This window comes from Candidatus Peregrinibacteria bacterium, assembly GCA_016220175.1.
GTDB lineage: Bacteria > Patescibacteriota > Gracilibacteria > CAIRYL01 > CAIRYL01 > JACRHZ01.
The window spans coordinates 1-12,194 of the sequence record JACRHZ010000030.1; the positions used below are offsets into that span (position 1 = coordinate 1).

Genomic DNA, 12,194 nt, shown 5'->3' on the forward strand with positions numbered 1-12,194 from the left:
GACTTTTTCTTTTCTAACATCCTCTCTATTTCCTCTCGCTCTTTGAAGCTGATTGGCTTGCGAACTTGTTTCATGTCTAGAAATAAAATATAAACTTATTTTATCTCTAGGGTGGTGCTTATAATTTTAGAATGTACGATGCTATTTTTAATTTTGCATTCCTTTTTGCTTTTCATTACACTTCAGTCCAGTACTTGTCTTTTTCTATTTTTATTCTTTTTTCCCTTCTCCCATGGAAAATGAACATTCCGAAAATGCAGCATCCGCATCGCCTGGAAATTTTCGATATGCCGGATTTTGGATTCGGTTCCTTGCTCTTTTGATCGATGGCATTATTATCGCAATCGTTTCTCGAATTCTTTTCGGAAGCCAAGTCTCAGCAACACCAGAGACTGGGGTAAATTTTCAGATGAGTGGTCAGTTAAATGGGTGGCAAAATCTTGTTCATCTCATTTATTTCATTGGATTTTGGATTGCTCTTTCCGCTACACCGGGGAAGATGGCTTGCGGTCTTAAAATTATTTCACAAGATGGAAGCAAACTCCGTCCTGCTCAAGCAGTAGGGAGATATTTCGCAATGATTCTCAGCGGAATAATTCTCTTCATTGGATTTTTGATGGCAGGATTTGATGACAGAAAACGTGCTCTTCACGATCGACTCGCAAAGACGTACGTAGTGCATAAGTAGGAATCAGGAAGTAGGAATCAGGAAGTAGGAATCAGGAAGTAGGAAGGCGATTAGCTAATAGCGAAGAGCTAATAGCTAGGGGTTAGAAGTTACGAGCTCTTCGCTCTTAGCTTTTAGCTCTTCGTTACTTCACCATTCCCCGAATGTCCGCGATTGCGGCTTTGGGGAATGTTTTGTGCAAATGTTCGAGGAGCTCCATTTTTTCCAAAAACAGACGATTATTCCACGCAGATGAGGCAACATCGCAAAAAAGAAATTGATTTTGGATTTTCTTTGCGCATATTTTTTTTCCTCTTCCGATATTCTGTTCTCCAAAAATATCCCGAAGATATTTTTCTGCTTCGAGCAAAATTTCACTTGCCAAAGCATTTGAGTCAAGCTCTCTTTTTCTGGTAATCTTTGGGAGAATATGAGAGAGGCGCTCCATATCAGGGAATGAGAAATATGCGGATTTCATTTTATCGCGAATATACCTTCTATGAAATCAGAAAAATTATCAGCGTTTCCAAAAGATTTTCTCTGGGGAGCAAGTACTGCTGCATATCAAGTTGAAGGAGGTATTACCAATGATTGGTCGGAATGGGAACAAAAAAATGCAGAACGTTTGAGTCGAACTTGGAAAAAAGAATTCCCAAATCTTCGAGAAGAACTCCAAAAAATGGCAAAAGATCCAAAAAATTACATTTCGGGAAATGCTTGCGATCATTTTCATCGATATGAGGAAGATTTTGATCTCATGAAATCGCTCGGAATAAATTCCTATAGATTTTCTATTGAATGGGCAAGAGTTGAACCAGAGGAAGGAAAATTTTCTGATGAAGCTCTTGCTCATTATAAAAAAGTAGTGCAGGCACTTACAAAAAGAAATATTCGCCCCATCGTCACATTGTGGCATTTTACGCTTCCCATTTGGATTCGGGATCAGGGACTGTGGGAATCAAAAAAAACAGGAGAATATTTTCTCAGGTATGCTGAGAAGGTGGTGCAAGCACTCTCGCCGGATGTTCAGTTTTGGGTAACGCTCAATGAACCAGAGATTTATGGAGGAATGGCATATCTTACGGCTCTGTGGCCACCGCAGAAAAGGAGCGTGTTTCGCTATCTTCGGGCACGAAAAAATTTGATCTCTGCGCACAAAAAGGCGTATTTTCTCATTAAAAAAATCTCTCCAAATGCGAAAGTGGGGATTGCCCAAAATAATGTTCTTATGGAACCGTACAAGAACAAACTCATCAATCGAATACTGTGCGCCATGTATCATTATTGGGGGAATGAGTCATTTCTTTGGAGAATTCGAGGAACATTCGATTTTTATGGGCTTAATTTTTATTTACGTTCACAAATTCACATTTTCTGGGGAAAAAATCACATCAAGGAAAAATCATCTGATATGAATTGGGAACTTTCTCCAGAAAGTATTTATCCGCTTCTGAAAAATTTTCAGAAATTTGGGAAACCAATTTATATTCTTGAAAATGGACTCGCGGATGCAGCAGATACGCATAGGGCATGGTATATTCGCAGTATTCTGAAATATGTGGAAAAAGCTATTCAAGAGGGAATAGATGTTCGGGGATATTTTTACTGGTCGCTTCTCGATAACTTTGAATGGGATAAAGGGTTTTGGCCGCGATTTGGACTTATTGAGATTGATTATAAAAATAATTTACAGCGTACCATTCGCAAAAGCGCCTATGAATATGCAAAAATAATCAAAGAATATTCTGAGTTCCCATGAAAAATAACTTCCAAATTTTTTTTAAGATTTTTCTCATCTCACTTTTTTTCGTAACTCCAGTTCTTTCAGAAGCTTCGTTTCCTGATATCGAATCTCATCCTTATTCTGAGGCCATTCAATTTCTGCAAACTCGCGGCATTGTCACTGGATATGGAGATGGAACGTTTCGTCCGAATGCACTCGTGAATCGTGCGGAATTTACGAAAATGTTAGTGGAAGCAAAACTCGGGAAAAATCCTCTTGAGGATGCGGAGAACTGCTTTTCCGATGTTTCAAAATCGGCCTGGTTCGCGAGCTATATTTGCTTCGCAAAAAATCAAAAAATTCTTCACGGGTATAGCGATGGAACATTTCGCCCAGAACAAAACATATCGGTTTTTGAAGCTGCAAAAATTGTGGTGAATACCTTTGCTCTTCCGCTCACATCTGAAGAATCTGAGAATTGGCATGAGCCCTATATCATATTGCTCGGAAAAGAGAAATATCTCCTCACTTCTTTTTCTGGAGGAGAAGATTTTGTGACTCGCGCAGAAATGGCGGAAGTGATCGAACGAGTTTTGGAAGAACGTCACGACAAGGAATCTTTCACGGGTGAAGAATTTTTAAAAAAACATTGCCTCCCATTTCTGGAAGATCCAATCTTTCACGTCGATATGGAAAAAGTGAGGAAAGTGTGGCTCGAATGGATCAATGCCGAACGTGCAACGCAAAATCTTTCTCCGTACACGTATAATAATCAACTGAATAGAACCGCATTCCTCTGGTCAAAATTTTCTGCAGACCGCGGATTTATAGATCACAAACGTCCCGGACAAACGGCATATTATGACTACGCAATAATTTTGGAATGGTTTCGGAACTTGGGACTTGATTTTGAGAATGTTCATCGCGCCACATACTCAGAAAATATCGGATGGGGAATTCCATTTTCTTGCGATGCAACTGATTGCACTCAGGATATGATCGACCTCACTCGCTATACTTTTGATTTTTATAAAAACGAGAAGGGCAAAGAATATAAACCGCATTACGACAGCATAATGAACCCGTATTTTACCGAAATCGGCATGGGAATTGCGGTAAATAGCGATCAGAAAGTTTTCATTACCACGCATTACGCTACAAAAATTATTTCAGGTCCCCTTCCGATATGTTCTGAAGAGCCTGTATCATAATCGATTCTGGAGCATTTTCTCCTGTCCAAATTTTAAATTGCGCCATTCCCTGAAAAAGAAACATTTTTTTCCCAGAAATTGTTTGAGCTCCAGATTTTTTCGCATCTTTCAAAAACTGAGTTTCTTCAGGCGTATAGACGACATCAAACGCCGTATGATGGGCTTTCCAAAAATAATTTGAAAGCGGAGAAATGCCTTCAAATTTTCCTCTCATCCCAATTGGAGTTGCATTCACAATGAGATCAAATTCATCAGGATCGCAATCAGAAATAGTCTTCCATTCGACCCCAAACTCCTCCGCGAGTTTTTTCGCTTTTTCTTCCGTTCGATTTGCGATAACGACTTTCTCTGCTTTGCTCTTGATCAAAGCATATATAATTGCCCGAGCAACTCCTCCTGCTCCAAGAATAAGCACTCGTTTTCCGCGAACATCATATTCTTCTTTCAGTGATTTCGAAAATCCAACCCAATCGGTATTTGTTCCGCAGATTTTTCCATCATTCCAAAAGACAGTATTTACCGCACCGATTTTTTTCGCGGCTTCATCGATTAAACCAAGAAAAGGAAGAATACTTTCTTTGTGCGGAATGCTTACGGCAAGACCTTCAATTTTCCGTTCTTTTCGAAAATTTTCCTGAAAAAATTCTGCAAGTTTTTCCGGAGGAATTTCATACCGTTCAAAAACAGCATCGATTTTTAAATGCTGGAATGCAGCATTTTGCATTTCTGGAGACCGCGAGTGACCCGTAGGAAAGGCGAGAATACCGTAGTGCTTCATGAAGGAATATTTTTTATGAAAAAAACTTCTGTTTCTTTTTTGTTAAATTTAATTTTTCCGCATGAAGAAAATCCATTTTTTTTATGGAAAGAAAAAGAATTCCTATTGTCGTGTTCTGTTGAACTCAGCAAACATGAAAATTTTTCAGTTTTTATTTTTTTTTCTAAAAATTGAAGCAAAAAACTTCCAACTCCCTTGCGTTGCCACAAAGGATGAATGCGAATGAAATGAACAAATGGAAGTGTTCCCCAGAGCACACTGTAACACATGTACCCAATAATTTTCTTTGAATCTTTTGCGATAATGAGCTTCTTATATTTCTGGGTTTCCCGAAGAAATGCAGGGTGGGTTGGGATCCCAATGGCTGCATCAATTTCATGACATCTCACAATATCTGATGTTTTGGCAAATATAATTTTCATAACTTTTTAATTTTCTTCGAGAAACGAAAGGATTTTCTGCAATTTTTTCCCGTGTACTCCGGCAAGAATTCGCTTGAGGTCGGGAAGTTTTTGAAGGGAATTTTTGAGTGCCAAAAGATCTCGGGGATTTCCTCTTCCGCACGATATTTTTGCTATAAGTCGTTCCAAATCAGCAACATTTTTGAGAGATTTTTCCAAATCCTCAAGAATTTCAGGATGTTTTGAAAGCTCTTCCACGGCATCGAGCCTTTCTTCAATGTGAGTTCGATCTTTGAGAGGACTTAGCATGGTTTGTCTCAATTTTCTTCCACCCATTGCCGTCTCAGTTTCGTCCAAAAGCGATACAAGGCTTCCTTCCTTCTTGCCTTCTGCATCATAAAAAAGTTCCAAATGTTTTATGGTTTCCGGATCAAGGGGAAGAAAATCTCCGGAATGGATGAGTCGAATATTTTTGAGATGAGGAACACTACTTTTTTGTGTCTCCTCCAAAAAAGTGAGGAGAAGTGAAGCTGCTCCTCTGCAGAGTTCTTTGTCCTCAAGCCCAAATCCTTTGAGATTTCGTGTTTGGAAGTGGCGTTCTAAATGCTCTTTCGGATTTTTTTGTGGGATTTGGCGAGATATAACCGGAAAATTCCGCATAAAATCTTCTTCAGAAAAAAGTTCTGGAGGAAGGATAATTTCTCGCGCTTCAAGTTTCATAATTTCACGCCTCACTTCCTCAAAACCGCTTATTTCCCGCACGAAAAAATCTCCAGTGGAAAGATCCGCAATCGACAGTGCAAAATTAAAGTTCTCTTCACAAACGGCTGCAATAAATTGATGCTCACGGGCTTCTAAAATCTGTTCAGAAAAAGTCGTTCCCGGAGTTATAACTCGCACCACTTTCCGTTCGAGAATTCCGGGGAGAGACTGGTCCGACACCTGTTCTGCAATCGCCACTTTTTCACCTGCTTTCAGAAGTTTTGCAATATAGTTTTCAGCAGAATGATGCGGAACTCCACACATGGGAATAGGATTTTCTGAGTCCTTATGCCTTGCAGTGAGAGTTATTTCCAGAATTTGAGAAGCTTTTTTGGCATCATCTCCAAACATTTCATAAAAGTCTCCTAAACGGAAAAAAAGAAGAACATCAGGATACTCCTTTTTCATGTCGAGATATTGCCGTTGCATTGGGGTAATATTTTTTCCGATATCCATTTTCTGCGTGTCTAGCACTATTGTATGCGGAGACGCTTCTGATCACAAACGATTTTTTGTTTACGACGCTTTGTTTTCCGGAACTATTTCACGAGTATTTGTCAAAAAAGGAAAAATCACCCCTAATGTTTCCGGTTTTAGAGAAATGGAAAGGAGAAGGACTCCACCTAAGACAAAGCTCACTCCTGTCATAAAAAATACTAATAAAAAAAATCTTTTTTTTACAATCCAGTACGCTTGTTTTCGTATAGATCTCAGTTGGTAGGCAAAGAAAATAAAGTACCCACAAATGAGAAATACAATCACCGACATGAGGAGTTTCCACCACATCATATTCGCATAAAATTAAGAATTTTCCGTCGTAAAGTGCGAAATGCTTTTCGCACGGGCCAAATATTTCGGAGAACAATATCTTCATTCGATCCCATTTCACTCGTGATGTGAATATCTCCTGAATTCAGGATAGTTTGCCAAAATCCTCGTTGCTCAAGGTCGATGGATTTAATTCGGTCGAGTCGAAATCGATTGAGGCCAAAGTTGAAAATTCCACGGTAATCTACCCTCCCTACTTCTTGTTTTGTAAAAAATACGATGTTGAGATTCCAGCTCAGGTAAAATTGCACGAGGAATGACGCAGTTATGAGGAGAAGCGTAGCCACAGACCAAATGAAGAGTTCTGTAGGAATGAGCTTAGAGGGAAGGAAGAAAAAAAGAAGAAAAAAAGGAAGTCCGATAATAAGCGTCACTCCACACCGGCAGAGGAAAAAAAGAGGATGTTCATTAAATGTTTCTGTGACTTCCTCCCGCGATTTTGGCGGATGTATTTCGAGGTCCAGGTTGCTCAGTTCTGGCACTTTGCTTTTAAGAACTTCTTGAAGTGGAAGGGGAACTTCTTCTTTTGGGGCACTTTTATCGATGGACTCAAGAAAATTAGTTTTTGTTATTGGAGTTTGGGAAAAATTCCGAGTCTTCAAACGCCCAAAGAATCTGTTGCGAAAAGCAGTACAAATGCCGAAAACGTCCCCACGGGAAGGAAGATTTTGCATAAAAATCAGCAATAAGTATCTTTTGGAAGTGGAGGAGCCTTCTATTTTCCTCCTGGTTTTTAAAAAAGTAAAATTCCCTAACTGGAAAAACCATGTTTTCATTTATCAAAATCATGAAAAAGTGTTATAATTGAGGGAAATATCTTCTTTATGTCTTCTATGAAACTCCTCCAAAATATAAAAAAATATTCAAAATATGTACTTTTAGAGTTCCGTTCGGTCAAGCAGAGAGTTTCTCGGCTCTTCTCTCTTCGAAGAAAAAAGGAATTTCCAGTGGTGGACACCTTACTTTTTTTCTGCGCCTTCTTTTTCCTGGGAGCATTTGTATTCCATATATTTGTGTTGTTTCTTTGGGATACGCCAGAAAGAGCAAATTATGGCGATAAGAAAGCATTTCGGGAAGAAACTCTTCATGGAAGCGCCTCGGAGAATGAGAATGCTCCAAAATACATATATTCAGCGCCAGAAGGAGTTTTGGGGGGAAAGGGGAATCAGAAGAAGGGAGAATAATTCTTGTTGTATATGCAAATTTCTCAACGAAATTGCGGATTTTTCAGATTTTCCTCAGTATGCGACCGTTTTTTGATGTATTGACATTTGTATTAAATTATGATTAAATATCTGCTCAAGTTTCTGACCCTATTCCCAATTTGGTGAATATGTCGTACTTGAATAACTCCTGACCTTTAACACTGTCGCTTATATTCAAAAAAATAAAGTATTATCTTCTTTAGGAGAAAGAATATAAACCATTTATATTTTTCCTTCCTGAGAAGATATGCTTTGGAGAAGCAAATCTTCTCGTTCACAGCTCGGCGTTGCCACGTCGAGTTTTGCAACTCATGCATGAGGAGAGAATGATGTTTAGAACTTGGCGAGTGCTTCTGATTGTCTTCGTAGCATCTTTCCTTGGATACATCGTCATGAAAACGATTGAGGGCGATGATCCGAAACCACAACTCCAACAAATGGAGCAAGTAGCGCCTACTCCTACGATCACTCTGAACTGCCTGACCGAGGAGAAAGTTCAGAGCCTCATCGACCAGTTCAACTGGGATCGTAAGGAGGAGCCCCTCGATCTCAATCTGTCTGAATGCGAAGTACTCGACTTGCTTGCCTACGATGACGGCAAGCGTGGAGTACTCAGGTGGGGATGGATGACGAGATTTCTCTCGGTGGCGTGGGTTCCGTTTGAGGCTTCGAGTGTCCCCGTCCTGCAGAACACGGTCACGAAGCTTGAACGGACGACTTTTCTGGAGCTTGTTTCCGACGAACAGATTCGAACGGCAACTCGCAAAGCAACGGTCTCTGTCATCGAGGGAAGCTGGGGGTATGAGCCTGGTCCATCCTACGACGTTAGACATGAAGTCCTCGACGCAAACGTGTGTCCTGCATTTGGGGATAATGAGGTGCTCTGCTCATGGGTAGAGTATCACTCCTGGTCGTTGCCGAACTTCCAGGTGCCGGATGCGATCAATTCACTGGTGAAGCGGATCAGGCCGCTCGTCATGGACATTGCCCGAAATCACCTCAAGGATCCCGCCAATCTAGCCGCGTTCTTTCAGACCAAGGGCGGGATTATAGTGAGTGAAGTTCGATCGGTCATCGAAACGGTCGAGATCCACGATCTCAAGACAGGGAAGGTGTTCACCGTAGAAGAGAAGAAATCGAGGTTCTTGAACTGGATCCTCAAAGGGCTCAAGGCTGGACAGGTTGTGCTCTCTTCCGAATTCCAGAAGACTTGGGCGGAAGCACGAGCCAAAGATAAGAGAAGCGATGAGATGTACGAGCAAGCCACAGACAAGAGCTCGGACGGGGAATGGTTCCAGGTGTGGAAGGAAGGGGAGGCGCTTCTGGACGAAGTTAAAACTCCGTCTCATTTCGTCACTCGGTTCCTCGGGAGGCGGTGGCAAGAGACCGCCGATGCATCCAATGAACAGGAGGCTAACGAGGCAATTCAAACATGGCTAGAGTTCGGAAAAAAGCTCGAGATGCTCGTGAGAGTGAATCGGGCTGAATAGCGACAGACCATCACGGTCAGGAGGTGGCGCTCAGAGCATAGCGATATGTCTCAAAGCGCCCCTCGAAGACCCCCGCCGTACGGTAGGGGTCTTTTCGCTATTGTAAAATCTTCCTGTAAATCTTCCAGAGATTTTATTGCCCAAAACCTCTCCTTGCCCTACAATCTCGGGGATGGAAAACGCTCCTCGAAACGCAAGGCTTCTACTTCAAGACGGTTTAGAATTTTCCGGAGAGCTGTTTGGATCCCGAAAAAATACTGATGGTGAGGTGGTCTTTACCACAGGAATGGTTGGATATGAACAATCTTGCACCGATCCAAGTTTTCGCGGACAAATTCTTGTATTTACCTATCCCATGATTGGAAATTATGGTATTGCTTCCGAGGAACGGTGCGAATATGGAATTCTCAAAAATTTTGAAAGTGACGAACTTCATGTGAAGGGAGTCGTAACCTCAGAATATTCACGCTCATTTTCCCATTGGAAAGGGAAACAATCTTTTGATGAATGGCTTCAGGAAAAGGGAATTCCCGGAATTTCTGGTATAGATACGCGTGCACTCACAGAACATCTTCGGGAACATGGCTCCCAAAAGGGTCAAATTGTGCTTGAGGGAGAAAAAGCAAAACCTTTTGAGGATGTGGAAGATCCGAATCTTCGGAATCTTGTCGCGGAGGTATCCTGCAAAAAACCAAAAATTTATGAACCTCTGAGTCCGAGAGGAAAAACACTCATAGTCTATGACACCGGTGTGAAAAATAATATCATCAGGTCATTTCTCGAAAGGGGAATTCGAGTAATTCGTCTTCCTTGGAATTATGATCTCACAAAAAGTACTGAAAAATATGACGGAGTTTTTTTCGCGAATGGTCCGGGAGATCCGGCACTAATTTCAGAAGTTACCTCTCGCAACATTCTTTTCGCAATAGAAAAAAATATTCCATTTTTTGGAATATGTCTTGGTCATCAACTTCTTGGACTAGCGATTGGAGGAAAAACAAAGAAGATGAAATATGGGCATAGAGGAGTGAATCAACCTTGCCTGAATGTTCTCACGGGAAAGTGCGTAGTCACGAGTCAAAATCATGGGTTTATGGTGGAAGACGCTACTCTCCCAAACGGATGGGCTCTGTGGTGGGAGAATATTAATGATGGTACGTGTGAAGGGATTCGCCATAAAAAAGGGATGGCGTTCTCAGTACAATTCCATCCAGAAGCCACTCCCGGACCTGAAGATACCGCGTATTTGTTTGATGAGTATATAAAGCTTTTATAGAGGCAATAACAGATTATGAATAGCGGTAGAGACATTGCATGCAACGTCTCTATGTATTATTCATTATTAATGATGCAAATCGCTTTTTGTAAACATTTGTTTCTCGAGGATAAATCACTTCAGCTATTTTAGCTTTCAAAAGGTCGAAATTCGTTTTTTGGAGAGCAGAAACTGAGACCGGGGTCCGATCGGCGTAGCGGTTCATACATTCAGAAATATCTTCATATTTTGGAAGGCGATCAATTTTATTCAATACTAAAATTTGTGGTTTTGTCTCAATTTGGAGACCTTTTATAATATCATCCACAATCACAATTTTTCGTTCCCATTCGTCATCTGAAATATCAACAATATGTAAAAGAAGATCAGAATGAATGGTCTCAGAAAGAGTGGAAGTAAAAGCGGCAATAAGCTCTGGAGGGAGATCTGCAATAAAACCAATAGTGTCACTCACGAGTACATTTTTAAAAACACTCGGAAGAAATAATTTTCCGATGCGAGTATCCAACGTAGTAAAAAGCGCATTCGCAATTTCGACATTTTGTTTTCTCGTGAGAGCTTTCATGACCGAGGATTTTCCAGCGTTCGTGTATCCAACAGCAGAAACAGTATAAAAATTTTGTCGGGCACGTCTTCCTCGCTGAAGATCCTTTGTCTTCTCAAGCTGCTTCAGTTTTTGAGAAATTCGGTGCTCTGCCGCCCGGAGATGTCTTTTCATAATTTCAGTATTTGTCTCTCCAATTCCACTTGTCCCAATACCACCTCCTTGCCGTGAAAGCTGTGTTCCCATACCATAAATTCGCGGTCCCATATGTCGTATCTTTGCGAGTTCTACTTGAAGTTTTGCTTCCGCGCTTTCTGCATGAAGAGAGAAAATTTTTAAAATGAGATCCATCCGATCCCACACTTGAGTAGCATATGGAGCAAAAATTTCTGACAGTGTGAAAATTTGGCGCGGTTTTACGATATTGTTCAAAATCAAAAAATCAATCTGGTAGAAATCATATTTTCTGAGAATATTTTCTACAGTTTGTGGTGAAATAAAGAGTTGATAATCTGGGAGTCCCGAAAAAAAAATTCTGTCATGAATTTGAATCCCCCCAAGAGTTCGAAGAAGATTTTCGAATTCTTGGGCTCGATGCATTCTCTCGGAATCGGTGCATTCTGAAGGAATAAGATCAAAGATGAGAGCTTTTTTTTGAGGAAATGGCATACTTTTTCAAAAAAAATAATCACGCCCCTTTATTTGAATCACATTCCACTATGTACGTTTTGGCACACATATCAGAGTTTCTTCATCAAAATTCGAAAAAGGAAAAAAAGCCTCTGAAGTATACGTCTCCCCTTTTTGAATAGCAAAAAGCCCACCTCTTATGGAGGCAGGCTTTTTTTCTGTTGCGTTCAAAAAATTATCGAACTGCGTCCTTAAGATTCTTTCCTGCCTTGAAAGTTGGAAGTTTCATTGCAGGGATTTTAATCTTTTGGGTTGGGTTTCGTGGATTTACTCCAACTCGAGCGGCTCGATTTGAAATCTTATACGTTCCGAATCCAGTAACAGTTACTGATCGACCTTTCTTGAGTTCGCTTTTCACAAGCTCAAGAAAAGCATCCATAGCTGCAGTAGCAGCCTTCTTGGTAATACCAGCCGCAGTAGCGATGGAATTTACCATGTCTTGCTTTGTCATAGAAAAAGGGATAAAAGAATAAAACTGTGCAGATTGTACTCGGCGAAACAAGAAAAATCAAGGAGAACTGCTTTTGTTCGTGGGAGCATTTTCTGAAGCCATTTTCTTCACTTCGTTTTCAAAAAATGTGTTCAGCATATTTTGTGTTTTTGCGCAGACGATTCAGAT

Annotated in this window: 13 protein-coding genes; 6 read left to right on the forward strand and 7 right to left on the reverse strand. The window is 40.7% G+C overall.

Features of this window, described 5'->3' with window-relative positions; translation table 11 throughout:
* Positions 1-232 precede the first annotated feature (232 nt).
* Positions 233-688, forward strand: a complete 456-nt coding sequence (locus HZA38_02765; GenBank protein ID MBI5414412.1) for an RDD family protein — start codon at positions 233-235, stop codon at positions 686-688.
* 124 nt (positions 689-812) lie between these two features.
* On the opposite strand, the gene HZA38_02770 is transcribed toward HZA38_02765, so the two are convergent.
* The gene (locus HZA38_02770; GenBank protein MBI5414413.1) at positions 813-1,115 is read right to left on the reverse strand and encodes a DUF721 domain-containing protein; all 303 of its coding nucleotides are present in this window, start codon (positions 1,113-1,115) and stop codon (positions 813-815) included.
* Between the two features lie 51 nt (positions 1,116-1,166).
* On the opposite strand from HZA38_02770, the gene HZA38_02775 reads away from it, so the two are divergent.
* Together HZA38_02775 and HZA38_02780 are read left to right on the forward strand one after the other, a co-directional pair.
* Entirely contained in the window at positions 1,167-2,426 is a 1,260-nt protein-coding gene (locus tag HZA38_02775) for a glycoside hydrolase family 1 protein (protein ID MBI5414414.1), read from the forward strand.
* Positions 2,423-3,601 carry an S-layer homology domain-containing protein gene (locus HZA38_02780; protein MBI5414415.1) on the forward strand — a complete coding sequence of 393 codons (1,179 nt, stop codon included), beginning with the start codon at positions 2,423-2,425 and terminating at the stop codon, positions 3,599-3,601. The genes HZA38_02775 and HZA38_02780 overlap by 4 nt, the downstream gene beginning before the upstream one ends.
* Here the strand turns inward: HZA38_02780 and aroE are convergent.
* The 4 genes from aroE to HZA38_02800 form a co-directional block, all read right to left on the reverse strand.
* Positions 3,555-4,379 carry a shikimate dehydrogenase gene (gene aroE, locus HZA38_02785; GenBank protein ID MBI5414416.1) on the reverse strand — a complete coding sequence of 275 codons (825 nt, stop codon included), beginning with the start codon at positions 4,377-4,379 and terminating at the stop codon, positions 3,555-3,557. The genes HZA38_02780 and aroE overlap by 47 nt on opposite strands.
* Positions 4,376-4,801 carry a GNAT family N-acetyltransferase gene (locus tag HZA38_02790; protein ID MBI5414417.1) on the reverse strand — a complete coding sequence of 142 codons (426 nt, stop codon included), beginning with the start codon at positions 4,799-4,801 and terminating at the stop codon, positions 4,376-4,378. The genes aroE and HZA38_02790 overlap by 4 nt, the downstream gene beginning before the upstream one ends.
* 6 nt (positions 4,802-4,807) lie before the next feature.
* A complete protein-coding gene (locus HZA38_02795) occupies positions 4,808-5,950 on the reverse strand; it encodes a hypothetical protein (protein MBI5414418.1) in 1,143 nt (380 codons plus the stop codon).
* A gap of 377 nt (positions 5,951-6,327) precedes the next feature.
* Complete coding sequence (locus HZA38_02800) at positions 6,328-7,044, reverse strand: PH domain-containing protein (protein MBI5414419.1); 717 nt, start codon at positions 7,042-7,044, stop codon at positions 6,328-6,330.
* A gap of 159 nt (positions 7,045-7,203) precedes the next feature.
* On the opposite strand from HZA38_02800, the gene HZA38_02805 reads away from it, so the two are divergent.
* The 3 genes from HZA38_02805 to carA all read left to right on the forward strand — a co-directional run bounded on the left by HZA38_02805 (position 7,204) and on the right by carA (position 10,341).
* On the forward strand, positions 7,204-7,554 hold the full coding sequence (locus HZA38_02805) for a hypothetical protein (GenBank protein ID MBI5414420.1): 351 nt from the start codon (positions 7,204-7,206) through the stop codon (positions 7,552-7,554).
* A gap of 413 nt (positions 7,555-7,967) precedes the next feature.
* The gene (locus HZA38_02810; GenBank protein MBI5414421.1) at positions 7,968-9,065 is read left to right on the forward strand and encodes a hypothetical protein; all 1,098 of its coding nucleotides are present in this window, start codon (positions 7,968-7,970) and stop codon (positions 9,063-9,065) included.
* A 172-nt stretch (positions 9,066-9,237) separates the two neighbouring features.
* Positions 9,238-10,341 carry a glutamine-hydrolyzing carbamoyl-phosphate synthase small subunit gene (carA, locus tag HZA38_02815; GenBank protein MBI5414422.1) on the forward strand — a complete coding sequence of 368 codons (1,104 nt, stop codon included), beginning with the start codon at positions 9,238-9,240 and terminating at the stop codon, positions 10,339-10,341.
* A gap of 49 nt (positions 10,342-10,390) precedes the next feature.
* On the opposite strand, the gene hflX is transcribed toward carA, so the two are convergent.
* Entirely contained in the window at positions 10,391-11,554 is a 1,164-nt protein-coding gene (hflX, locus tag HZA38_02820) for a GTPase HflX (protein ID MBI5414423.1), read from the reverse strand.
* A gap of 196 nt (positions 11,555-11,750) precedes the next feature.
* A complete protein-coding gene (locus tag HZA38_02825; protein ID MBI5414424.1) occupies positions 11,751-12,026 on the reverse strand; it encodes an HU family DNA-binding protein in 276 nt (91 codons plus the stop codon).
* Positions 12,027-12,194: the final 168 nt, after the last annotated feature.